The following is a 24,850-nucleotide window of genomic DNA, read 5'->3' on the forward strand; positions in this document are numbered from 1 at the left end:
GGGACAGCATCTATCTCTTTACATTTCACCTGCTTTTTTTGATAATATAAATCAAATATCTTTTTAAAGAAAGTCTACAGAAACCAGGGTGATTGAATGGCGAAAGATACAGTTCTAACAGCTGAAGAAGTAATAGAACAAGCAAGCACATACTTGAATGAGGATGACCTTGCCTTTATTCGCCGTGCCTATCAGTTTGCTGAAGAGGCACACAGCGACCAGTTCCGTAAATCCGGGGAGCCTTATATAATCCACCCTATTCAGGTGGCAGGTATTCTAGTGAACCTGGAAATGGATCCGGAAACGATAGCAGGAGGGTTTCTTCATGATGTAGTTGAAGATACAGAAGTGAGTATTGAAGAAATAGAGAAAGCCTTCAATACGGAAGTATCTATGCTAGTCGATGGGGTTACGAAGTTAGGTAAAATTAAATACAAATCTAAAGAAGCTCAGCAAGCTGAGAATCACCGGAAAATGTTTGTGGCAATGGCCAAAGACATCCGTGTTATTCTTATCAAGCTGGCTGACCGCCTTCACAATATGAGGACGTTGAAGCACCTTCCTGCTGAAAAGCAAAGAAGAATTTCCAATGAGACTTTGGAGATTTTTGCTCCTTTGGCTCATCGTCTTGGTATATCTACAATCAAATGGGAGCTCGAAGATACAGCGCTGCGTTATTTAAATCCACAGCAATATTACCGGATTGTACACCTAATGAAACAAAAGCGTAACGAGCGGGAACATTACATTGAAGAAGTTATTGATGAGATCCGCAGTCAGTTGAAGGACGTTAATATTGATGCAGATCTTAATGGAAGGCCTAAGCACTTATACAGTATTTATAGAAAAATGGTTTTGCAGAATAAACAATTTAATGAAATTTATGACCTGCTTGCTGTTAGGATTACGGTAAACAGTATAAAGGACTGTTATGCTGTTCTTGGGATCATTCACACTTGCTGGAAGCCGATGCCTGGTCGCTTCAAAGATTATATTGCTATGCCAAAACCTAACCTTTATCAATCTCTGCACACGACTGTAATTGGTCCAAAAGGCGATCCTTTGGAAGTTCAAATCCGCACCCATGATATGCATGAGATTGCTGAGTATGGCATTGCTGCCCATTGGGCTTATAAAGAAGGGCGTCAAAGTACGGCGGAGCAATCGTTTGAAGAAAAACTGACCTGGTTTAGAGAGATTTTGGAGTGGCAAAGTGAAACTCATGATGCCGAAGAGTTTATGGAATCTTTGAAAGTCGATTTATTTTCAGATATGGTCTATGTGTTCACACCAAAAGGGGATGTAATTGAGCTGCCTTCTGGTTCTGTCCCTATTGATTTTGCTTATCGTATACACACCGAAGTTGGAAATCAAACGATCGGGGCAAAAGTAAACGGTAAAATGGAACCCTTAGATTATGTTCTTAATACCGGGGACATTTTGGAAATCATGACTTCCAAACACTCCTATGGACCATCCAAAGACTGGATTAAACTGGCTCAGACTTCTCAGGCAAAAAATAAAATTAAGCAGTTTTTCAAAAAACAGAGAAAAGATGAAAATATCGGGAAAGGAAAAGAGTTGGTTGAGAAGGAAATTCGGAATTTCGGAATTCAGCCTAAAGATGTACTTACTCCTGATAATTTAATTCGTGTTTCTGAGAAGTTCAATTTCAGCAGTGAAGATGATATGTTTGCTGCTGTAGGTTATCAAGGAATTACAGCTGCCCAAATCGCAACCAGGATTACAGAAAGATGGAGAAAACAGAAACAAAAACAGCAGAACCTGGAACAAACATTGGCGGATGTAAGTACTACTGAAATTAAAACGCCCGCTAAGAGCGGTAAGAAAGATTCAGGAGTGCGTGTGGAAGGAGTAGACAACTTGCTCGTTCGGTTGTCTAAATGCTGTAACCCTGTACCTGGTGATGATATCGTGGGATACATTACGAAAGGGAGAGGTGTTTCTGTTCACCGAACGGATTGTCCTAATGTGAAAACGGAAGAAGCACAAACCCGGCTTCTTCCTGTTCAATGGGAAACGTCGGTCACGGATTCAAAACAGTACCATGTTGACCTTGAAATATGGGGATATGACCGCAGAGGACTTCTGAACGAAGTTCTGCAGGCAGTTAATGAGACGAAAACTAATATTACCGCGGTTTCTGGTAAATCCGACAGAAACAAGATGGCCACCATTCATATTACAATTCTGATCCAAAACACAAGTCATCTACGGAGAATTGTGGAGCGTATCAAGCAGATTCAAGAGGTTTATACGGTCCGACGAGTTATGCAGTAATCGGACGCAAAAGGGGTGGCATTGAAATGAAAGCAGTGGTACAGCGTGCTTCAAGAGCGAGCGTAGAAGTCAATAACGAGGATGTTGGTTCAATTCAAAAAGGACTAGTCGTTCTTCTTGGAGTGACTCATGAAGATACAGAAGAAGATGCAAGGTATTTAGCTAAGAAAATTCCTTACCTGAGAATTTTCGAAGATGATGATGAAAAAATGAACCATTCACTTGTAGACTTAGGTGGGAAGCTTTTGTCTATTTCTCAATTCACTTTGTTTGGAGATTGCCGTAAAGGCCGTCGCCCAAATTTCATGCAGGCAGCAAAACCTGATCAGGCCAAAGAACTCTATGAAACGTTTAATCATATGGTCGAAAATGAAGGTGTTGGAGTCGAAACAGGAGAATTTGGCTCTATGATGAATGTTGCCTTGACTAACTCTGGTCCAGTAACGTTGATATTGGACAGTAAAGAAAGATAAGAAGATAAAGCCCTGGAATTCGTTATAAACTTCCAGGGCTTTATGTTTCGTTTTGGATATTTTGATAATTTAATTTGAGAAGTACCGAACTAACCCTCTTGTTATTCCCTGGCCGACAGTTGTGTGATAAGAAGGCGAGGTCACTACATCTTCCTCAGACTTATTGGAAATGAAGCCAAGTTCTAAGAGTACAGCGGGTTTGTTGTTTTCGCGTAACACATGAAAATTTCCAAGTCTTACCCCTCTGTCTGTCAAACTAGTTTCATGAACCATTTCCTGCTGAATCAATGACGCAAGATGTTTATCTTTAAAGTGATAATAGTAGCTGCTGATTCCATTTGCAGAAATATTTACAGGGGAACTATTAAAATGGAGGCTGATGAAAGCGTCAGCGTGTGATTTTAGAGAATGATAATTGCGAACTGCAAGCGCTAAATATTCATCTTTCTTTCGTGTTAATATAACATTTGCTCCCTGACTTTCCAGCTGTTGTTTCAAAGCATTAGCGGTTTGTAACGTTAAGTCTTTCTCCAAGATTCCTGTGAAACCAATAGCTCCGGGGTCACGCCCGCCATGGCCGGCATCAATTATGATGGTTTTACCATTCAGAGTAGGTTCAGGATCGGAAGCCGTTTCATAATTTACTGCCTGCTTCTGCTGGGTTTTTACAATCCAGTCTGCCACAAAAGCCTTCTGATTCTGAAAACGGATCTCATACCATGAACCTTCTTTTCCGATAATTTTAAATTCCTCGTTCTTATGTCCGCGCCCCAGAATAGAGGCTTCTGTTGAAGGACCGCTTCTAATATTAGTGCCATTGTAATTCAACGATAAATGTGAGTTTTCCTTATTATCAATAGTTTGATTGTTTTTCTGAACCAGCCATCCGGCTACCCAGCCCTGACGATCATTACTGAGTTGAATTTGAAACCACTGCCCCTGTTCATTTATGTATTCATAAACTTCATCTTTATGAACCTGGGTGAATTGTTCATGGTTTGTCCCTGGACCGCTTCTAACATTGACCACATCCTCTTTGACGATCATCTGATCGGCATAGACAATGAAATCATTTGAACTAAGAATTCCGAAAATTAGAACAAGTAACATAAAACATGTTTTCTTCATATTAATTTCACCCCCTTATTTTTTGGCCACGTGTATTATTCGACAGGCATGATAAACGTACCTGCCCAAGGAATTAAAATATAGTAATAAATATTTTAGAGAATGGCTTGACATCCTAATGAAAAAGCCTATATGATAGTAATCAATTCTATAATGATACGACTAAAACCATTGAGGGAAAAAGTAGCCCATTCCCACGTAACCAGAGATGGAATGCCAGATAGGCTGGAAGCATTCCTTTATGATGGATGGATGAAAGACATTTCTTAGGTTCTGCATCGAAATAAAGTAGGTGTAGACGTACCGCAGGCGTTAACTGTCTTTGAGTGGAAGCTGAATGCTTCAATCAGGGTGGCAACGCGGGTAAATCCCCGTCCCTTTTCCTATTGGCAGGAAAAGGGGCGGGGGTTTTTTATGGTATTTTATGGTGGAAAGTATAAAGGAGGAGTATTAATGAGTATAAATGCCCCAAGAGGTACACAGGACATTCTTCCTGGCGCCTCAGAAAAATGGCAGTATGTAGAGAAAAAATTGGTGGACTTGTGCCGCCGCTATCACTATAAAGAAATTAGGACTCCTATCTTTGAACATACAGAGTTATTTCAACGTGGAGTGGGAGATAGTACAGATATTGTCCAGAAAGAAATGTACACATTTGAGGATCGTGGGGGACGAAGTGTTACACTGCGCCCTGAAGGAACGGCTTCGGTAGTGAGATCTTTCGTTCAAAACAAAGTGCATGGGTCACCTAATCAGCCGACAAAATATTTTTATATAGGTCCTATGTTTCGATATGAGCGACCTCAGCAAGGAAGACAGCGACAATTTGTCCAATTTGGAATTGAAGCTCTCGGAAGCGATGATCCAGCGATAGATGCTGAAGTTCTGGCGCTGGCTCTTGATTCTTATCGCGAAATGGGATTAAGTTCCTTACGTCTTGTGTTAAACAGTCTTGGAGACCTTGAGAGCAGAGAAGCTCACAGAAACGCACTGATTCGGCATTTTGATCCACATCGCGATGAATTATGTGCAGATTGCCAAGTCCGTCTTGATCAAAACCCGCTTCGGGTTTTAGATTGCAAGAAGGACAGAGATCATCCGGCTATGGCAACGGCACCATCTATCCTGGATTATTTAAATGCGTATTCAAAAGATTATTTTGATAAGGTGAAAGAATATTTAGATGTAATGGACATTGAATATGAGATCGATCCTAACCTGGTTCGCGGGCTGGATTATTACAATCATACTGCTTTTGAAATTATGAGCGACGCTGAAGGGTTTGGAGCGATTACAACCCTGAGCGGCGGCGGACGCTATACCGGTCTCGTGGAAGAAGTTGGAGGTCCAGCTACTTCCGGCATTGGTTTTGCCATGAGTCTGGAACGATTATTAATGGCTCTGGAGGCTGAAGGTGTTGAGCTTCCGATCGATGAAGAGCTGGATTGCTATCTGGTAGCTTTAGGCGAAGAAGCAGAGAAGGTTTCGGTCCGTGTGGCTTATCAATTGAGAAAAGCGGGCATTCAGGTAGATAAAGATTACCTGGGCAAAAAAATGAAAGCCCAGTTTAAAACCGCAGACCGCCTTGGTGCAAAATTTGTTCTTATTCTGGGTGATCGTGAAGTTGAGGAAAATGTGATAAATGTGAAAGATATGGTAAGTGGAGAGCAAAAAGAAATTCCACTGGATGATATTGAAAATCATATGAAGAAACAGCTGTTAGGAGGCGAATAAATATGGAACGTGTGCAGAACGGATCCTTACGTAAAGACCATTTAGGTCAAGAAGTCACTTTGAAAGGCTGGGTGCAAAAGCGCAGGGACCTGGGAGGTTTGATTTTTATCGACCTTCGCGACAGGTCCGGACTTGTTCAGGTAGTATTTAATCCGGAAACATCTGAGGAAGCATTAAATACTGCTGAAAATGTTCGCAGTGAATACGTGCTGGAAATAATAGGAGAAGTAGTTGCCAGGGATGAAAAGACGATTAATCCGAGTATCGGCACAGGAGAAATCGAGGTGGCAGCTCAATCTGTTTCGATTCTAAACAAAGCGAAAACACCGCCATTTATGATTGAAGAACAGTCCGAAGTTTCTGAGGACCTTCGTTTGAAATATCGCTATCTTGATCTTAGAAGAAAGGAAATGCAGGAAACCTTTAAGCTTCGTCATCAAGCCACCCAATCCATCCGTAACTTTTTAAATGAAGAGGAATTCCTGGAAATGGAAACTCCTATGCTTACAAAGAGCACGCCGGAAGGAGCAAGGGACTATCTTGTACCAAGCCGTGTACACGAAGGCCAGTTTTATGCATTACCTCAATCACCGCAGTTATTTAAACAAATGCTGATGATGTCTGGTTTCGAAAAGTATTATCAGATTGCCCGTTGTTTCCGCGATGAGGATTTACGCGCGGACCGACAGCCAGAATTTACGCAAGTGGATATTGAAACATCGTTCATGTCTAAGGAAGAAATTATGACGATGACCGAACGCATGATGACAAAAGTAATGAAAGAAGTTAAAGGAATCGAGGTTTCTACTCCATTTCCAAGGATGTCCTATGAAGAGGCTATGGAGCGTTATGGGTCAGATAAACCCGATACACGATTTGGTTTAGAACTTGTAAACTTGTCGGAAGAGGTTAAGAATTCTGGATTCAAAGTATTCAGTGGAGCTGTTTCTTCAGGTGGTCAGGTTAGTGCCATCAACGTTGAAGGTAAGGCTGATGAGTTCTCTCGTAAAGATATTGATAAAATGACGGAAGATGTTAAAGTATACGGAGCAAAAGGACTGGCATGGCTTAAAGTAAAAGATGGGGAATTGAACGGACCTATCGCTAAATTCTTTACAGAAGAAGAGGCTTCCCTAATTAAAGCGAAGACAGGAGCAGCAGACGGAGATCTTCTACTATTTGTAGCGGATAAAACATCGGTTGTATATGACAGTCTTGGAGCACTGAGACAGAAGTTAGCCCGTCGTCTTGATTTAATTGAAGAAGATCGCTTTAATTTCTTGTGGGTTACCGACTGGCCGCTGCTGGAGTACGATGAAGAGGAAGAGCGATACTTTGCCGCTCACCATCCATTTACGAAACCAGCGGAAGAGGATATGGACCAGCTGCACAAAAATCCTCAGAATGTACATGCAGAAGCCTACGATATTGTATTAAATGGTTATGAACTGGGTGGAGGTTCGCTGCGTATCCATCAAAGAGAGGTACAGAATCAAATGTTTGAAGTACTTGGATTCAGTCAGGGAGAAGCGGAGGAACAGTTCGGTTTCTTACTTGAAGCTTTAGAATATGGAGCACCGCCTCATGGAGGTATTGCCCTTGGATTTGACCGATTTGTTATGCTTCTTGCCGGTCGTACGAATCTTCGAGATACCATTTTATTTCCAAAGACAGCTTCAGCAACAGATCCAATGACCAATGCACCCGGAAGTGTAAGCAAGGCTCAATTAGACGAGCTTCACCTGCAATTAAAGCCTGAAGAATAAAAAGAAAATCTGTTTTAAATCTAGCTTGTTATTGTTGATAAGGATATATATATATGCTATGATTGTCTTACAAATTAAACGGATCAATCCTGATGTGTACGTTGTTCGAATGTACGTTTTGACCGAACATTTTTGAAACGGGAGCCCGGTGTTTCCATACGGAATGCATGCCTCTTAACCATCACTGATGGGAGGACGCAGGAAGTGTGGAACAGGGCACCCACCTGCCTGGAGCGGGTTCAAAACTCATGATACAACGGCACAATTGGGATTGGTCTTTTAATTTACTTACATAAGAACAAAAAAAGAAGCCCTCTAAGAGGGCTTCTTTTTTTATCTTGCCACATTTTCCAGATTACCGTTTTTCTCCATACGGAACTGAGGTTTATAAGCATAGTCCTGTTCTTCAAACATGACCATTTTTCTTGCTCGATCCATAATTTGGATTAATGCCTGGTAATCTTCTGTCATAGTTTCTAATTGTCTATTTAACTGCTGGTTCTGATCTATCAGTTGTTTATTTTGTTCTTGAAGCTCGAGCAATTGTTTTTTAGCTGAATCACTGCCCAAGGTTTCTTTTTGAAGGTTTTTCAAGAATTGAATGACATCTGAGAGCTGGATCTCGAGTTCTGGCTGATAGTGCATCGCTGGCTGCTCACTCACAATCTTACTTTCTTCGAATATAACAGGTTCTTCTGCAGGTTCTGACTCATAAGTCATACGTGCAGGTATTTCTTTGTAAACGGGCTTCTGGTGGGCTTCGTTACGTTTCTTCTCTTTCCTTTGCTTTTTAGCCAGTTCTACGGCTTGCTCATATTTTTGACGAACTTCGGCATTCCACCTGAATCCGCAAGCAGCGGATGTACGGTTTAATGCATCTCCTACTTCGTCAAACGCTTTTAATTGGGTGCTTCCTTCTCGAATATGGCGAAGAACCGTTTCTGCTAGTAATAAGTCATCTTCATGAGACCATGCATCTTGTCTTACTTTAGGCATATTTTCCACTCCTGTATGTTTTTCCAGGTTAGTATGATAAAGCTCTTTTTTAAGTTGGAATGCTTTGCTTTGTCCACACCTAGAAAAGTAGTTTTTCAGATTTAGTTGTAGTGTAGCCAACAGAAAGTGGAAATATACTTAAGTAGATTTACGATTTTTTATTTTTTTCCATACTTGCTGAAGAGCTTGTTCAAATTTTCCGGTGGCTTTTGGTTCGTAATACGTGCGATTCTTAATGGTATCAGGTAAGTATTGTTGATCCACCCAGCCGTTTTCAAAATTGTGCGGATACTGATATTCTAGTCCTCTGCCTAATTGTGAAGCTCCCTGATAATGAGAGTCTTTCAAATGGGCAGGAACTTCTCCACTTTTACCATTTCGAATGTCTGATAGGGCTGCATCGAGTGCTTTATAGGCACTGTTTGACTTAGGGGACAAAGCAAGTTCCGTAACGATAACAGACAAAGGAATACGGGCTTCGGGGAAACCAATTCTTTCTGCTGCCTGTATAGCGGAAAGTGCTCTTGGACCAGCTTGGGGATTGGCAAGTCCGATGTCCTCATAGGCAATGACCACAAGCCTGCGGCCAATACTATCGAGATCTCCGGCTTCTATCAAACGTCCAAGGTAGTGAAGAGATGCGTCTACATCGCTCCCTCGAATTGATTTCTGAAAAGCGGAAAGTACATCATAGTGGGCATCTCCATCCTTATCATGAGAAAAGCTTTTCTTTTGCATACACTCCTCAGCAATCTCCAAGTCAATAGGGATACGTTTGTCTTCCATAGGGGTGGAGAAAGCGGCAAGCTCTAGTCCATTCAAGGCGGCTCTAAGGTCTCCATTCGCCGCAAGGGCAAAATGATCGACAGCCTCGGAGGTAAGTTCAAGTTCTAAATCTCCAATCCCCTGTTCTTTATCTTCTATGGCACGTTGAATCGCTTGTTTGATTTCATCAGGAGTGAGTTTGTAAAGTTCGAATAGATGGCAGCGGCTCCTGATCGCTGGATTAATGGAATGATAGGGATTACTTGTCGTACAGCCGATTAGAGTTAACCTATTACTCTCAAGATGAGGAAGCAGAAAATCTTGCTTTGCTTTATCCAGGCGATGGACTTCATCAAGGATGAGGACGAGCTGCCCATGCATCTTGGCTTCTTCAACAGCAATTTCCATATCTTTCTTTTTGTCAGTTACTGCATTTAAATTTTTGAAGGGGATTTTTAGACTTTTAGCTAGTGCGGTAGCCATTGATGTCTTACCCGTCCCGGGAGGACCGAATAGGATCATGGAAGCCAGGCGATTAGCTGTTATCATTCGGTGGATCGTTTTACCTTCGTCCACCAGGTGGGACTGTCCAATAATTTCGTTTAAATTGGAAGGACGCATGCGGAATGCGAGTGGTTGCTGGCTCATACATCAAGCTCCTTTTTAAGTATGTTTATGCTAAAGTTAATTGCTGATTTTTATAAGATGATATTCTGTTATACGTTACGTAGAAAAGGAATGAGTACCTCTTCGCGCTTCTTGGCTCGACATGAGTGTGCAAAGATGATGTTCGATGAAGAGGATCCATTTGTTGAACCGTCAAACTTGTTCATAAAGAAGCGATCTATTTTGCTTCCTATACAATCCCCCTTTAAATCGAGCAAAGGGTTTATGCATAGGAAAGGAACTTATATTACGAATAAAGCCAACATTGAACTATAACAGATTTAGTTATAAATGTAAGGTTAGATGGATTACTGAGAAAATGCAAGAGACTTGCCATTCATGCTATAATAACGTTTGGTATAATAGAGAGAGGAGGGATTAGGTTGAGTTTAAACCACCCTCAGGTGCGTGAAAATTTTGTTAGGTGGACTTTTTTTATAGTAGGAGTGATTATCCTTGGTCTTGGTATATCCATGACCATGCAAGTAAAGGATTTCGGAATCGGTCCCTGGGATGTTTTCCATTACGGCCTGTTCCTTCAGTTTGGTTTAACAGTAGGAACCTGGTCCATTATCGCCGGGCTTATCATCGTCACTTTACATGCTTTCTATAAGAAGAGATTCCCGCAGATTGGTACCATATTAAACATGATTTTTATTGGTATATTTATTGATTTTTTTAATTGGCTGCTTCCAAGTCCTGAAATCGTGACCGTTCAAATTATCGTATTTATTCTAGGTACTATTGTTATTGCCTTAGGAATTGGTATATATGTATCTTCGGGCATAGGAGCAGGACCGAGAGACAGTTTAATGTTAATGATCTCTGAAGCAATGGGTTGGAAAGTTTCAACCGTGAGAAACGGCATCGAGGTTACAGTGGCTGTGCTTGGTTTCGCTCTTGGCGGTCCTGTAGGAATTGGAACTGTATTTATTGCATTATTTTTAGGAACTTTTGTAGGATATACGCTGCCAGCATCTCAAAGATTGTTACAGTTTTTAATAATGAAAGGTGACTTATATGAAGATATCTACCAAAGGCCGTTACGGTCTAACCATAATGATTGAATTAGCCAGGAAATATGGAGATGGTCCAATATCTCTAAAGCAGATTGCAAGAGACAATGGACTTTCTGAACATTACTTGGAACAGTTAATTGCTCCTTTGCGAAATGCAAGTTTAGTTAAAAGCGTAAGGGGGGCTTACGGCGGCTATATGCTGACAAAAGCACCTCACGAAATTACTGCAGGAGATGTTATTCGTATCCTGGAAGGACCGATTACCCCTGTGGAAGGCATTGAAGATGAGGAACCCGCCAAACAGGCTCTATGGAAAAGAGTGCGTGATGCCGTTAAGGACGTACTGGATACGACAACTCTTGAAGATTTGAAAGATCATGTAGACGATCAGACTCAGGATGCGTACATGTTTTATATTTAATAGTGGAGGTGAGAATGAATGAAGGGAATTTATCTGGATCATGCTGCTACTTCTCCCGTTCACCCAAAGGTAGTGGAGTCTATGATTCCTGTTTTGGAAGAGACCTATGGCAACCCCTCCAGTGTTCACCAATTTGGAAGGCAGGCAAGAAAAATTCTTGACGAAGCAAGAAAGGTAATTGCGAAGAGTATTCATGCAAACGAAAAAGAAATAGTTTTTACAAGTGGTGGTACAGAAGCTGATAACTTAGCCATAATTGGTACAGCCAGAGCCCGCGAACAGGAAGGTAAGCATATCATTACCACTCCAATTGAACATCATGCTACATTACATGCAGTCGAATATCTTGAAGAAGAAGGTTTTGAAGTTACGTATTTACCTGTTGATGAACATGGTGCGGTTCGTGCGGAAGATGTAAAGAAATCATTAAGAGATGATACGATTCTAGTTTCCATCATGATGGTAAATAATGAAACAGGGGTTATGCAGCCTGTAAGAGAAGTTGCTGAACTCCTGAGAGAACATTCTACTTCTTTTCATTCTGATATTGTTCAGGCATACGGTCTTATGGAAATTGATGTAACAGAACTGGCGGTGGACTTGATGGCGGTTTCAGGTCATAAAATAAATGGTCCAAAAGGGATTGGTTTTCTTTATGTCAGGGAAGGGACTAAGCTTGAGTCCCTGCATTATGGTGGAGAGCAGGAAAGAAAAAGGCGTGCAGGGACGGAGAATCTTCCGGCTGTGAAAGGACTCCAAACAGCAGTGGAACTGATTGAAGGAGAGCGCAGCCAAAAAAGGAAGCAGTACAAAGAATTAAAAGAAACATTTCTGCATGCTTTAAACGAAGAAGGCGTGAATTACTCAATTAATGGTGCGGAAGAATATAGTACTGAATCCATTATAAACGTTAGTTTTCCAGAAATGAACGTGGAAACAATGCTCACAAACTTTGACTTATCGGGAATTGCTGCTTCAAGCGGCAGTGCTTGTACAGCTGGGTCCGTAGAACCTTCACATGTACTTTCGGCTATGTATGGTACTGGCGACCCTCGAACGACTAATTCAATTCGATTCAGCTTTGGCCAGAGTAATAGCAAAGAGGAGCTTATACAAGCAGCGCAGAAAATCAGTCAAATTGTACAAAGACTGAGCTTAACAGGAAGGTGAAAAATATGAAAGAACCGAAAGACACTCGTGTTGTGGTCGGAATGAGCGGAGGAGTCGATTCCTCTGTAGCTGCTCTTTTATTAAAAGAGCAGGGCTATGATGTAGTCGGAATCTTCATGAAAAACTGGGATGATACTGACGAAAATGGAGTCTGTACGGCAACGGAAGATTATGAAGATGTAATTAGAGTGTGTAATCAACTCGATATTCCTTATTACGCCGTTAACTTTGAAAAACAGTACTGGGATAAAGTATTCACTTATTTTCTTGAAGAATACAAAGCAGGGCGCACGCCTAATCCTGACGTTATGTGTAATAAGGAGATTAAGTTTAAGGCATTTTTAGACCATGCCTTATCTCTTGGGGCAGATTATCTAGCCACTGGACATTATGCTCAGGTGCAGGAGAATAATGGAGTTCATGAAATGCTACGTGGGATTGACAGGAATAAAGATCAAACGTATTTCCTGAACCAGTTGACTCAGGAAATGCTTGAAAAAGTAATGTTTCCTCTCGGCCATTTAGAAAAGAAACAGGTGAGAGAAATAGCAGAGCAACATGATCTGGCTACGGCTAAAAAGAAAGATTCAACAGGAATCTGCTTTATAGGTGAGCGGAATTTCAAAGAATTCTTGAGTGAATACCTTCCGGCCCAGCCTGGTAACATGGAAACGCTGGATGGTGAAGTGAAGGGACAACACGAGGGGCTTATGTATTACACTCTCGGTCAGCGACAGGGTCTTGGAATTGGAGGCGCTGGAGATCCGTGGTTTGTAGTAGGTAAAAATGTGGAGGAAAATATATTATACGTTGGACAAGGTTTTCATCACGATGCTTTATATTCTGATGGTTTAATTGCTTCTGAAGCAAACTGGACTACTGGACATGTTCCAGAAGAAGCCATGGAATGTACAGCAAAATTCCGTTATCGACAAGAGGACAGCCATGTGACGGTACAACCTATGACAGATGGACGCTGGAAAGTAATCTTTCATGAACCGGAAAGAGCCATTACTCCTGGACAAGCTGTCGTGTTCTACGATGGAGAAGTTTGTCTGGGCGGTGCCACAATTGATACGGTTTTAAAAGAAGATGCTGCTGTCACTTATGTCGGCTGAGGAAATGGTCATGTCCGTTATTCAGGACATGACTTTTTTACATATATTAAAAAAGGAGCGAGAACATGGATAAATTAAAGCAAGGTATTGAAGAGATGCAAAATCATAATTATGAGGAGGCGGCCCGTCTTTTCACTGAATCCATTGATGAAAATCCTAAACAGCCGGTGGGTTATATTAACTTTGGAAACCTGCTTATGCACATGAATGATTATGAACGTGCAGCCCGTTTTTTTAATAGAGCTATTGAGCTTGACGGAGAAGCCGCTACAGCTTATTACGGACTGGGAAATGTTTATTATGAACAGGAAAAGTTCACCAAAGCTCAAGAACAGTTTCTTCAAGCCATTCAAAGTGGTTTAGATGAAGCCGATGTCCACTTTATGCTGGGGATGACTTTTGTGCATCAGGAATATACGAAGCTTGCTCTTCCTTATTTACTTCGAGCGGCTGAGCTGGCTCCCGAAGATGTAGATATCCAATTTCAATATGGTCTCTGTTTAGCCCAGAACGGTCAGATTGAAGGTGCTGAACAGGCTATGAAACGTGTGCTACAATTGGAGGAAGAACATAGTGACGCTTACTACAATCTAGGAGTGGTAGCTCTTCATAAAGAAGATGCGAAATCAGCACTCTTCCATTTTAATCGAGCACTTGAAATTCAGCCTGAGCACATGCTGGCTTCTCATGCAAAGGCCCAAGTGGAACAAGCGTTAAACGAGTAATAATTGAAGGAGAAAGATGGCATGACACAACAAACGCTCTTTTCTGAATCGAATGAAGATCGTCCTTATGTTAAAGGTGAGCTCAATCGAATGATCTTTCATAATGAGGCTGAGCATTTTTCCATTGCAGCGATCACCATAACTGAAACAAATGAAGATACAGATGTGGACTCACTGGTGATTAAAGGACACTTTTCTCCTCTGGAAGAAGGAGAAACCTATATCTTTTATGGTCAATTCCGTAACCACCAGAAATTTGGACTGCAATATGAAGTAGAAATGTATAACCGTGTCTTGCCTGAAACAAAAGATGGGCTAATTCACTATTTATCAAGTGATTTATTTCATGGCATAGGTAAGAGGACGGCTGAGCGTATCGTTGATCAATTAGGAGAACAAGCGATATCGTTTATATTAGAAGACAGAGATGCTTTAGATAAAGTACCTAAGCTTACTAAGGAAAAAGCGGATCAATTATATAACTCCCTAAAGGAGCATCAAGGGTTTGAACACGTGATGATTCATCTTTCTCAATACGGTCTCGGGTTAAAGTTATCTCAGAAAATTTATGAGGTCTTTAAGGATCAAACCCTTGCCATTATTGAAGAAGATCCTTACCAGCTTGTATTTAAAGTCGAAGGTTTCGGTTTTCATCGTGCAGATGAAATGGCTAGGATGCAGAATCTATCTCATGATCACCCTACCAGACTAAGAGCAGCATGTTTATACATGATGCAAAAAAGCATGTCTGCCGGCCACACTTACCTTCCTACTGAAGAATGTCTTGTCCAGGTTGATCAGTTACTAAACACAGGACTTGAAGCTTCTATCTCATTCGATCAGTTATCCGAGCAAATCATCCATCTGGGGCAGGAAAAGTATGTATATATAGAAGAAGAGCGTATTTACTTACCTACGCTATATTTCGCAGAGAACGGATTTTGCCGTAATATCGAACGAATTCTAGAAGGAGAGTTGGAAACCCAGCATACGCAGGCAGATCTCATGAAGATTATTGGAAGCATTGAAGAAGAGGAAGCAATGAGTTATGGAGAAGACCAATTTAATGCAATTGAGAAAACGTTACAGTCCAAGCTTATGATTCTGACTGGAGGCCCCGGAACTGGAAAAACAACGGTTATCAAGGGAATTATCCAGTCTTATGCTGAGTTAAATGACGTCTCGATTGATCCGGAAGACTATGATTCTGATCAGCCTTTCCCTTTTGTCTTGGCTGCACCAACAGGACGGGCTGCTAAACGTATGACGGAGTCAACTGGCATGCCTGCAAGCACCATCCACCGATTGCTCGGATGGGATGGTCATGAACAATTTGAGCGCAACCAGAATAATCCTTTAGAAGGTAAGGTTCTCATCATTGATGAATTTTCGATGGTGGATATTTGGCTTGCCAACCAATTGTTCCGTGCTGTTCCTTCAGGTATGCAGGTACTCCTAGTAGGTGATGAAGATCAACTTCCTTCTGTAGGCCCCGGTCAAGTACTTGCCGATCTGCTTGCTTCCGAACAGCTCCCATCATCCAAACTGACGGAAGTGTACCGTCAAAAAGAAGGTTCAAAAATCATTCAGCTTGCTCATGAGATAAAAAATAATCAGTGTACTGCAGTATCACTGGCTAAAGAGCATGATTTCAATTTCATCCCTGCACGTGAGAATCAGCTTGCTGATATAGTTACTCATATTGTAAAAAAAGCGATCGATAAGGGTATTAACCTTAGAGAATTGCAAGTCCTTGTTCCGATGTACCGTACAGAAGTTGGCATTCATAAGCTGAATTCAGAGATACAGCGAGTGGTAAATCCCAAAAGTAAGCAGAAGCGTGATATCCAATTTAATGATCAAACATATCGAAAAGGAGATAAAGTCATTCAGTTGGTTAATCAGCCCGAAGACGGCGTCTATAATGGAGATATAGGCGAAATTGTGGCGATATTTCGCGAGGAAGAAAACGTAGATGGTGTAGAACAGGTCGTCGTGGATTTTGACGGAAAAGAAATCGTTTATCCAAAAAAAGATTTGAACAATGTAATGCTCGCATATTGTACATCGATCCATAAATCGCAAGGAAGTGAGTTTTCAATTGTCATTCTTCCAGTAGTACGAAGCTACAAAAGGATGCTTAGGAAAAATTTGCTCTACACAGCTATCACCCGTTCTAAGCAATCGCTAATTATCTGTGGAGATCGCAATGCATTTCTCGAAGGCGTAAAGTCTACGGATACAAACCTTCGTTATACAAGGCTAAAAGAAAAACTTCAGGAGAAGGTGGTTCCGGAAGTGCCGGAAAATGAGGAAGAAGAATTGTCCCCTTACGATTTTATGTGAAGTTAAGGAGGAAATAAACTATGGAATCCACACTGGGAATGTCCGGCAGTACTATTTTAAGTGACCCTGGTCAGTTTGAGCAGTTATTTAAATCAGGAATTGACCATATTGAAATCGGAGAATTTCCAGATGAAGCATCTTTTTATCGCTTTCTTAAAATGGCGAGACGGAATCAAGTCTCTTTTGGAATTCATTCGCCCCTTATTAGAGGGAATAGCAAGTACGACCTAATCGAACATGTATCTATGGATCCTCTGGAGGCTCGAATAAATTTTGAAAAGGAAGTCGCTTTGGCAGCAAGTGTCGGAGCGGAATACATTCTAGTTCACTTTCCATATGTCAAAGGTACTGTGAGCTCAAATCCTCGGCCTATGATTGAAGAAGGACTTCGTTTTCTATCTGAGCTGCAGAAAAAATACAAACTCTCTATTGTCTGCGAACCTAAACTTGGTCATAACCGTTCACCTGCAGGGATTCACTACCTTCATCAATTCCCTGAAGAGGTGTGGGACACCTATCAATTATCTATCTGCATTGACATGGGAGATTATCGAATGGCAGCGGGTGATAAATGGAAAGAGTACATCTTTCCTTTGCTTCCGTACACAACTGTTGTCCATGTACATAATGTAAGTTTTTTAGATGATAAATACTATTGGGTACCAATTCATCCAGATCTAAATATAAAAAATGGTCACTTTAATATGAAGCCAATGATTGAAATACTGGCTGAAAAAAAAGGAAAATATTTTATCCTGGAGCATACTCCTCACTCCAGGCCAACTGAGGCATATGTGGCGGAAGGAATGGAGTGGCTTCATAATCTTATAGAATAATGTATGAATTTATTTCGGAAGGACATACTGTTTTGTAAAAAAGGAGTATGTCTCCCCATGAAATGTCCGAATTGTAAGAGCAAAAACCTTGGTAAAATAGGGAACGAGCAATATTATTGTTGGAATTGTTGTCTGGAGTTAGCTATTGAAAACGGTAAAATGAACATAAACCAAATTGAAGAAGATGGCAGTCTAAGCTCTCTTAATGACATATTCTATCAACAAGGATCTTAAGCAAGGATGAGTGATCAAACAGCCAAGTGGGTACGTCGGTTCGTCATCTTCTTCATTATACTTCTCAGTCTATTACTACTAGCCTGGCTGTTTCCCTATTATGATCATATTATGATCATGATTGGAAGAATCCTTCTGCCCTTTATCTTGGCTCTTGTGCTTTCCTTATTGCTGCATCCTCTTGTGAATCTGCTGGAAGAGACGGGGATCTCAAGATCTCTTGCTATTTTGTTTATATTCCTCGCTTTTTTTTCTTTAGTAAGTTTAGGAATCTATAAAGGCTACCCCCGTCTGTTAACACAGGTAAGACTGTTGAGTGAGCAGATTCCTGCTTTAACGGAATCTTATCAAGTATGGACAAAGCAGTTATACGCTCAAACTGAAAGGTTTCCAGATGGTATTCATAAAAAATTGGATGGCAGTTTTTCAGATTTCGAAGAATGGATTAGCACTAAATTAATGAACTTGCTTACAGGTTTAAGCGGTATTTTTGATATGGTCTTTTTAGTTGCTGTCATTCCCGTAATGACATTCTATTTTTTAAAGGACTACAAGATGATCGGTAGCTCTTTAGTGACTTTATTACCCGTGTCCTGGCATGATGAAGCCCGGAGACTGACCAGGGAACTTAATCATTCTTTGGGAGGATATATTCGCGGGCAGCTTCTAATCAGTCTATTTGTAGGCGCCCTTGCCTCGTTCGGATTTTGGCTGGTGGACCTCCCGTATCCTCTTATTCTTGGAATTATAGCAGGAATAACGAATATTATACCGTATTTTGGTCCTTTACTTGGGGCTGTACCAGTCTTGGTTGTAGCTGCTACTATTTCAGTGAAACTGCTTATTTTTAGTCTGTTGGTAGTCCTTGTGATTCAAGTACTTGAAGGCAATTTGCTCTCTCCATATATTATGGGGAGAAGTATTCACATCCACCCATTGGTCATTATCTTTGCTTTGCTTGCAGGGGGTGAACTTGCAGGAATTCCTGGATTAATTTTAGCTGTGCCTGTTCTTACATGTCTAAAAGTAATTGTTAGTGAAGTTCATAAAGGACGCATTCATATTGACAGATAGGGAACAGTTATCTATAATAGCGCATATCGACACTATACGAACGAAAAACAGTGAAGGAAATAAGTAAGCAATTACCCATAATTAGAGAGGCATACTCCAGGCTGAGAAGTATGCTATGGACAGGGTTGCTGAAAGCTATTCCTGAGTGCGGTTAATCCCCGCCGGAGTCGCGCCTCGTTATTGGCGTCTGAGGTGATAGACAGTTTAATGTCTATAATCAGGGTGGTACCGCGGATTTAAACTCCCGTCCCTGCCGATGGCAGGGACGGGAGTTTTTTGTTCGTACAGATAAAATAGAGTGTTTATAAAAGAGCATAAAGCTTGTTGCATTTATTAATAAGGAGGTAACGACATGAAATCATGGACATCTGCTGAAGTCCGACAAATGTTTCTGGACTTTTTTAAAGAAAAAAATCACAGTGTGGAACCAAGTGCTTCTCTTGTTCCTCATGAGGATCCTACACTTCTTTGGATAAACAGTGGAGTGGCTACGCTGAAGAAATACTTTGACGGGCGGGTTATTCCTGAGAATCCTAGGATTGTGAACGTACAAAAATCCATTCGGACCAACGATATAGAAAATGTAGGGTTTACAGCCCGCCATCATACTTTTTTTGAGATGTTGGGTAACTTTTCTATTGGAGATTATTTTAAAGAGGAAGCGATGAAGTGGGGTTGGGAATTCCTGACCAGTGAAGATTGGATTGGATTTGACGAAAGCAGGTTATCTGTTACCGTTCATCCAGAAGATGATGAAGCCTATACGATATGGCGCGACATTGTCGGGATTGATGAAGAGCGAATTATCCGTATTGAGGAAAACTTCTGGGATATTGGGGAGGGCCCGAGTGGTCCAAATACTGAAATCTTTTACGATCGTGGTGAAAAATACGGGAATGATTCTCAAGATCCTGAACTTTATCCGGGTGGCGAAAATGAACGCTATTTAGAAATCTGGAATTTAGTATTCTCCCAGTTTAACCATAATCCTGATGATACTTACACACCCTTACCGAAGAAAAACATTGATACAGGCATGGGCCTTGAGAGAATTGTCTGTGTTATTCAAGATACGCCTACCAATTTCGAAACAGATTTATTCAAACCTTTAATTGAAGCTACAGAGTCTATTTCTGGAAGGAAGTATGGAGAAAGTGAGGAAGGAGATTCTTCCTTTAAAGTTATAGCAGATCATATGCGTACAGTATCTTTTGCAGTAAGTGACGGGGCTCTGCCGTCTAATGAAGGAAGAGGCTACGTTCTGCGCCGTTTGTTGCGCCGCGCTGTAAGGTTTGCTAAACAAATTGGTATAGATCAGCCTTTCATGTACAAATTAGTACCGGAAGTAGCTGAAATTATGGTCGACTTCTATCCTGAAGTAAAAGAGAAGCAGTCCTTTATCCAAAACGTAATTAAAACGGAAGAGGAACGTTTCCACGAAACATTAAATGATGGACTTGCCATCTTATCGACAATTATGAAGCAGGAATCAGAAAAGGGGAGTAATATATTCCCTGGGACAGAAGTATTTCGTCTCTACGATACGTATGGTTTTCCTAAGGAGCTCACGGAAGAATATGTAGCTGATGCTGGTTTTACCATTGATGAAGATGGATTTATGCTTGAAATGGAGAAGCAGCGGGAGCGTGCAAGGAACGCTCGTCAGAAAACTGGTTCCATGCAGATTCAAGAAGGTGTACTTGGGGACGTTCATGTAGACAGTGAATTCACCGGTTACGATCAGCTTCGTACAGAAGCAGAAATTGTCGAAATGATTAAAGGGAAAGAGTTTAGTGAACAAGCAGAACAAGGCGATACAGTCTACGTATTTTTGGATAAAACACCTTTTTACGCAGAGAGCGGCGGTCAGATCGCTGATAAAGGCCGTATAGAAAATGATAACGTCCTATTGGAAGTAACAAATGTTCAAAAGGCACCCAATGGTCAGCATATGCACGAAGCCGTAATTCAAAAAGGTTCGCTTCATAAGGGAGACAGGGTTCGTGCAGAAATAGATGAAAAATCCCGGTCCTTTATAGTCAAGAATCATACAGCTACCCATTTGCTCCATCAAGCATTGAAAGACGTATTAGGCGAACATGTAAATCAGGCGGGTTCTCTTGTAGCTCCGGATCGTCTACGGTTTGATTTCTCTCATTTTGGTTCTGTTTCCAATGAGGAGCTAGAAAAGATTGAATCTATCGTAAACGAAAAAGTATGGCAGTCTATTCCTGTAAGAGTAGAATATAGTTCTATCGAGGAAGCCAAAGAAAAAGGTGCTATGGCATTATTTGGAGAGAAATACGGAGACACTGTTCGTGTGGTGCAAGTAGGTGATTACAGCCTGGAACTCTGCGGAGGATGCCATGTTATAAATACTGCAGAAATTGGTTTATTCAAAATTGTATCAGAGACAGGTATTGGTGCTGGAACCAGACGTATGGAAGCTGTGACAGCTAAAGATGCTTACCTTTATATGAATGGTAAGGAAACATTGTTAAAGCAAGCTGGTGAACGCTTAAAGACAAAGCCGGAGCAGGTACCTGAACGTATTGATGTCCTTCATAAAGAGATAAAGGATCTGCAGAGGGAAAATGAATCGCTAAGTGCTAAAATCTCTAATATGGAAGCTTCATCGATTCTTGACGAAGTTGAAGAGATTAACGGCGTCAAGGTGCTGGCAAAACAAGTGGATGTGAAGGATATGAATGCTTTGCGTTCCATGATTGATGATTTAAAACAAAAAATTGAATCTGGTATTATACTGCTTGCTGCACCAAATGGAAATAAAGTTCAGTTAATTGCAGGAGTATCAAAAGACTTAGTAGAAGAAGGATACCATGCAGGACATTTAATTAAAGAAGCAGCTTCCAGGTGCGGTGGAGGCGGCGGAGGCCGTCCAGATATGGCTCAGGCTGGAGGCAAGGATGCTTCTAAGATTCCTGAGGCCTTAGAATTTGCAAAAGAGTATGCAAATCAAGGTTCTTAGTTTTCCATTAAGTAAACTTAGGTATATAATGGAGTAAAGACTAACAAGTGCGAGGTGACATGAATGAGCTCAATGGATAAAACAATGAGATTTAACTTCTCAGAGGAACCGTTTGACCAGGATGTGCGCTCTGTACTGCTTTCTGTACACAGTGCTCTTCAAGAAAAGGGCTACAACCCTATCAACCAGATAGTCGGTTATTTACTCTCTGGAGACCCAGCGTATATCCCGCGTCACCAGGATGCCAGAAACTTGATTCGCAAAATTGAACGTGATGAACTGATCGAAGAGTTAGTTAAGTTTTATATTAGAGAGAATAAAGAGGGCAATGAATGAAAAAAATAGGTCTAGACGTAGGCGAAAAAACGGTAGGAGTGGCTATTTCCGATGCCTTGGGCTGGACAGCTCAAGGCCTGACCACTATTCATTGGGATGAAACGGACTTTAATACGGTTCGCGGACCGCTTCAAAAGATCATTGAAGAGCATGAAATCACTGAAGCGGTGGTAGGCTTCCCTAAGAACATGAACGGGACAGTAGGACCTAGAGGAGAAGCCAGTCAGCGTTTCGCCGCGTGGATAAAAAAAGAATATAAAATACCATCTCAGCTTTGGGATGAGCGTTTAACGACAATGGCAGCAGAACGGGTATTGCTGGATGCAGACGTTAGTCGAAAGAAGCGTAAGAAAGTCATTGATAAAATGGCCGCTGTTATCATTCTGCAAAGTTATCTAGATTCCAAACAATAAGGAGGACGTTTTATCATGGCACTAGAAAAAGAAGAACGTATTGTAATTCCGGATGAAAATGGAGAGGAACATTTATTTGAAGTATTGTTCACATTCGATGTAGAGCAGACGGAACAGTCCTACATTGCCGTCATTCCTGCTGAACAGAAAGAGGGAGACGAGGTAGAAGTTTTTGCGTTTCGATATGAAGAAAAAGGAAACGAAGAAGATGACCTTGCTCTCTACCAGATCGAATCAGACGAGGAATGGGAAATGGTTGAAGAAATGCTGAATACTTTAACAGATGAAGATTTAACCTAAATAAAAAGTAAAGAAAGAAAAGCCTGCGAAACTGCAGGCTTTTTCTTATGTGAAGCTTCTGTACCATATAAATTATACCACTGGTGTGGAAAGGCTCTCGCATTTTGTAGTATAATGTACCGGATGGAAGGAGGAAGTCTGTTGTCCGAAAGAAATTTTAAAAAAAGTTATAAAGCTCGACTAAAAAAACGTACAGAGGAAGCAAGCACGGTTCGAAAAATTGTAGCTTCCATTCTTACAATATTTGTACTTCTTCTACTAATCGGGGGGGTGAGTGGTTATTTTTATATTAAATCCGCCCTTGAACCTGTAGATCCGAGCGATGAAAGCCAAAAAAGTGTGGAGATACCCTTAGGATCATCCACATCTCAAATCGCAGGGATCCTAGAAAAGAATGGAATTATTAAAAATGATTTAATTTTTAGGTTTTATACAAAATTTAATAATGAATCAGGATTCCAAGCTGGGGAATATCAGCTTACTTCGTCTATGAAACTGAATGAGATTATTGATTCACTGCAGTCTGGTAAATTAATTAAAGACCCGGCATTTAAGGTAACTATTCCTGAAGGGCGGACGCTCGATCAAATTGCGGGTACTTTAGCAGATAAACTTCCATTTACTAAGGACGAATTCTTAACAAAAGTGAATGATAAAGAATATGTAAAAGAACTTATGGAACAGTATCCTGAGCTTTTAACAGAAGAGGTATTAAATGAAGAGATTAAATATCCTCTCGAGGGATACTTATTTGCTTCTACTTATCCAATTTATGTAGAAGATCCTACAATAGAGCAGATTGTTCATAAAATGTTAGATCAGACGAAAGAGGTCGTACTGCCTTACAAAGAACAACTGGCCGAACTGGATCTTCTTAATGATGAAATGACTATACATGAGTTAATGACGATGGCTTCGTTATTAGAAAATGAAGCCAGAACCTCTGAGAATCGAAAGAAAATCGCTAGTGTATTTTATAATCGTTTAGAAGAGGAAATGCCATTACAAACAGACCCTACTGTATTATATGCTCTGGGAGAGCATAAGGATAGAGTCTTATATGAGGATCTTGAAGTCGATTCTCCTTACAATACGTACGAAGAAGAGGGATTGACCCCAGGACCTATCTCCAACTTTAATGAAAATGCTTTAAAAGCTGTTGTGGAGCCTGCAGATACAGAATTCTTATACTTCCTTGCAGATGACGAAGGAAATATTTATTATTCAGAAACGTTGGAAAAGCACAATGAAAAGAAAAATAAATATATTAATAACAATTGATTATGGAAGAGGAATGCGAGATTACTCGCATTCCTCCATTTTTGTATGTTAAAATAGTGGGGTTGTAAAATGGATGTAAACTAAATATGAAGGGATGTTAACATCATGGAGCAAGATGCGTATCTGCAATCATTGCTGCCGTCTTCTACTGGACCATTCGCGCACATGGAGGCATACGCTGAGGAAAAGAATATACCGATTATGGAGCCTGTGGGTATACATTTTCTAATGCAGCTGATTCGTATGCATAGACCTGATCGCATTTTGGAAATTGGAACAGCAATAGGATATTCGGCCCTTCGTATGTTGGAAGCTTCACCTGAAAGTAAAGTTGTATCAATAGAAAGAGACGAGAATCGTTTTAGAGATGCCCAGCATTTTGTTAATAAGCAAGGAGCTGGAGACAGAGTTCAACTCCTGTTCGGGGACGCTCTTGAGCTGAAGGAAGAAGTGCAGAAGGAAGGTTTTTTTGACTTCCTCTTTATTGATGCTGCTAAAGGTAAGTATGAAGAATTCTTTCATCTATACGAACCGTTATTATCCGAAGGTGCGGTAATTGTCTCGGACAATGTTCTATTTAAGGGGTATGTTGCGGACGATTCACATGCAGATAAACGTATGGCCAAAATCGCTCGAAAAATACGTGATTTTAATAATTGGCTTGTTCAAAACCCCGATTATCATACGACAATCGTACCAATCGGAGATGGTGTAGCTATTACAATAAAAAAATAACTGAACAGCGTAGCGTTCAGAGAT

At 40.9% G+C, this 24,850-nt stretch carries 21 protein-coding genes, 1 other RNA gene and 2 other annotated features; of the genes, 19 read left to right on the forward strand and 3 right to left on the reverse strand.

Annotation, left to right across the window (positions count from 1 at the left end; all coding sequences use genetic code 11):
- The first annotated feature begins 96 nt into the window (after window positions 1-96).
- Window positions 97-2,301, forward strand: a complete 2,205-nt coding sequence (locus ACTWP7_RS03285) for a RelA/SpoT family protein (RefSeq protein ID WP_014643865.1) — start codon at window positions 97-99, stop codon at window positions 2,299-2,301.
- Between the two features lie 26 nt (window positions 2,302-2,327).
- Window positions 2,328-2,774, forward strand: a complete 447-nt coding sequence (gene dtd / locus ACTWP7_RS03290) for a D-aminoacyl-tRNA deacylase (RefSeq protein ID WP_014643864.1) — start codon at window positions 2,328-2,330, stop codon at window positions 2,772-2,774.
- 69 nt (window positions 2,775-2,843) lie between these two features.
- On the opposite strand, the gene ACTWP7_RS03295 is transcribed toward dtd, so the two are convergent.
- Window positions 2,844-3,902 (reverse strand): N-acetylmuramoyl-L-alanine amidase, encoded by a 1,059-nt coding sequence (locus ACTWP7_RS03295; protein WP_443122004.1) that lies wholly within the window; start codon window positions 3,900-3,902, stop codon window positions 2,844-2,846.
- A gap of 162 nt (window positions 3,903-4,064) precedes the next feature.
- Window positions 4,065-4,284 (forward strand) — a binding site (T-box leader).
- Between the two features lie 71 nt (window positions 4,285-4,355).
- Between ACTWP7_RS03295 and hisS the strand changes: the two genes are divergently transcribed.
- The 3 genes from hisS to ssrS all read left to right on the forward strand — a co-directional run bounded on the left by hisS (window position 4,356) and on the right by ssrS (window position 7,678).
- The gene (gene hisS / locus ACTWP7_RS03300) at window positions 4,356-5,636 is read left to right on the forward strand and encodes a histidine--tRNA ligase (protein WP_443122005.1); all 1,281 of its coding nucleotides are present in this window, start codon (window positions 4,356-4,358) and stop codon (window positions 5,634-5,636) included.
- A 2-nt stretch (window positions 5,637-5,638) separates the two neighbouring features.
- The gene (gene aspS / locus ACTWP7_RS03305) at window positions 5,639-7,402 is read left to right on the forward strand and encodes an aspartate--tRNA ligase (protein WP_443122006.1); all 1,764 of its coding nucleotides are present in this window, start codon (window positions 5,639-5,641) and stop codon (window positions 7,400-7,402) included.
- Between the two features lie 83 nt (window positions 7,403-7,485).
- Window positions 7,486-7,678: non-coding RNA, 6S RNA (gene ssrS / locus ACTWP7_RS03310), on the forward strand.
- 57 nt (window positions 7,679-7,735) lie between these two features.
- Here the strand turns inward: ssrS and ACTWP7_RS03315 are convergent.
- Window positions 7,736-8,398, reverse strand: coding sequence for an RsfA family transcriptional regulator (locus ACTWP7_RS03315; protein ID WP_443122007.1), 663 nt, complete (start codon window positions 8,396-8,398; stop codon window positions 7,736-7,738).
- A gap of 138 nt (window positions 8,399-8,536) precedes the next feature.
- Window positions 8,537-9,811 carry a replication-associated recombination protein A gene (locus ACTWP7_RS03320; RefSeq protein ID WP_443122008.1) on the reverse strand — a complete coding sequence of 425 codons (1,275 nt, stop codon included), beginning with the start codon at window positions 9,809-9,811 and terminating at the stop codon, window positions 8,537-8,539.
- Between the two features lie 401 nt (window positions 9,812-10,212).
- Here ACTWP7_RS03320 and ACTWP7_RS03325 point away from each other — a divergent pair, with 401 nt between their 5' ends.
- The 14 genes from ACTWP7_RS03325 to ACTWP7_RS03390 all read left to right on the forward strand — a co-directional run bounded on the left by ACTWP7_RS03325 (window position 10,213) and on the right by ACTWP7_RS03390 (window position 24,826).
- Entirely contained in the window at window positions 10,213-10,896 is a 684-nt protein-coding gene (locus tag ACTWP7_RS03325) for a YczE/YyaS/YitT family protein (RefSeq protein WP_443122009.1), read from the forward strand.
- On the forward strand, window positions 10,850-11,269 hold the full coding sequence (gene cymR / locus ACTWP7_RS03330; protein ID WP_014643856.1) for a cysteine metabolism transcriptional regulator CymR: 420 nt from the start codon (window positions 10,850-10,852) through the stop codon (window positions 11,267-11,269). Before ACTWP7_RS03325 ends, cymR begins: the two co-directional genes overlap by 47 nt.
- An 18-nt stretch (window positions 11,270-11,287) precedes the next feature.
- Complete coding sequence (locus tag ACTWP7_RS03335; protein ID WP_443122010.1) at window positions 11,288-12,439, forward strand: cysteine desulfurase family protein; 1,152 nt, start codon at window positions 11,288-11,290, stop codon at window positions 12,437-12,439.
- 5 nt (window positions 12,440-12,444) lie between these two features.
- A complete protein-coding gene (gene mnmA, locus ACTWP7_RS03340) occupies window positions 12,445-13,557 on the forward strand; it encodes a tRNA 2-thiouridine(34) synthase MnmA (RefSeq protein WP_443122011.1) in 1,113 nt (370 codons plus the stop codon).
- 65 nt (window positions 13,558-13,622) lie between these two features.
- Window positions 13,623-14,282, forward strand: a complete 660-nt coding sequence (locus ACTWP7_RS03345) for a tetratricopeptide repeat protein (RefSeq protein ID WP_443122012.1) — start codon at window positions 13,623-13,625, stop codon at window positions 14,280-14,282.
- A gap of 21 nt (window positions 14,283-14,303) precedes the next feature.
- Window positions 14,304-16,628, forward strand: a complete 2,325-nt coding sequence (gene recD2, locus ACTWP7_RS03350) for an SF1B family DNA helicase RecD2 (protein ID WP_443122013.1) — start codon at window positions 14,304-14,306, stop codon at window positions 16,626-16,628.
- Window positions 16,629-16,648: 20 nt separating this feature from the next.
- Window positions 16,649-17,464 carry a sugar phosphate isomerase/epimerase family protein gene (locus tag ACTWP7_RS03355; RefSeq protein ID WP_443122014.1) on the forward strand — a complete coding sequence of 272 codons (816 nt, stop codon included), beginning with the start codon at window positions 16,649-16,651 and terminating at the stop codon, window positions 17,462-17,464.
- Between the two features lie 240 nt (window positions 17,465-17,704).
- Window positions 17,705-18,772, forward strand: coding sequence for an AI-2E family transporter (locus ACTWP7_RS03360; RefSeq protein ID WP_443122015.1), 1,068 nt, complete (start codon window positions 17,705-17,707; stop codon window positions 18,770-18,772).
- Between the two features lie 41 nt (window positions 18,773-18,813).
- Window positions 18,814-19,027: a binding site (T-box leader), on the forward strand.
- Window positions 19,028-19,124: 97 nt separating this feature from the next.
- Complete coding sequence (gene alaS, locus ACTWP7_RS03365) at window positions 19,125-21,761, forward strand: alanine--tRNA ligase (RefSeq protein WP_443122016.1); 2,637 nt, start codon at window positions 19,125-19,127, stop codon at window positions 21,759-21,761.
- A gap of 63 nt (window positions 21,762-21,824) precedes the next feature.
- On the forward strand, window positions 21,825-22,097 hold the full coding sequence (locus tag ACTWP7_RS03370; protein ID WP_014643848.1) for an IreB family regulatory phosphoprotein: 273 nt from the start codon (window positions 21,825-21,827) through the stop codon (window positions 22,095-22,097).
- On the forward strand, window positions 22,094-22,510 hold the full coding sequence (gene ruvX / locus ACTWP7_RS03375; protein ID WP_443122017.1) for a Holliday junction resolvase RuvX: 417 nt from the start codon (window positions 22,094-22,096) through the stop codon (window positions 22,508-22,510). Before ACTWP7_RS03370 ends, ruvX begins: the two co-directional genes overlap by 4 nt.
- Window positions 22,511-22,525: 15 nt before the next feature.
- Complete coding sequence (locus ACTWP7_RS03380) at window positions 22,526-22,810, forward strand: DUF1292 domain-containing protein (RefSeq protein ID WP_014643846.1); 285 nt, start codon at window positions 22,526-22,528, stop codon at window positions 22,808-22,810.
- A 141-nt stretch (window positions 22,811-22,951) separates the two neighbouring features.
- Window positions 22,952-24,091 carry an endolytic transglycosylase MltG gene (gene mltG / locus ACTWP7_RS03385; protein WP_443122018.1) on the forward strand — a complete coding sequence of 380 codons (1,140 nt, stop codon included), beginning with the start codon at window positions 22,952-22,954 and terminating at the stop codon, window positions 24,089-24,091.
- Between the two features lie 105 nt (window positions 24,092-24,196).
- A complete protein-coding gene (locus tag ACTWP7_RS03390) occupies window positions 24,197-24,826 on the forward strand; it encodes an O-methyltransferase (protein WP_443122019.1) in 630 nt (209 codons plus the stop codon).
- Window positions 24,827-24,850: the final 24 nt, after the last annotated feature.

It is taken from the genome of Halobacillus sp. B29, assembly GCF_052246755.1.
GTDB lineage: Bacteria > Bacillota > Bacilli > Bacillales > Halobacillaceae > Halobacillus > Halobacillus halophilus.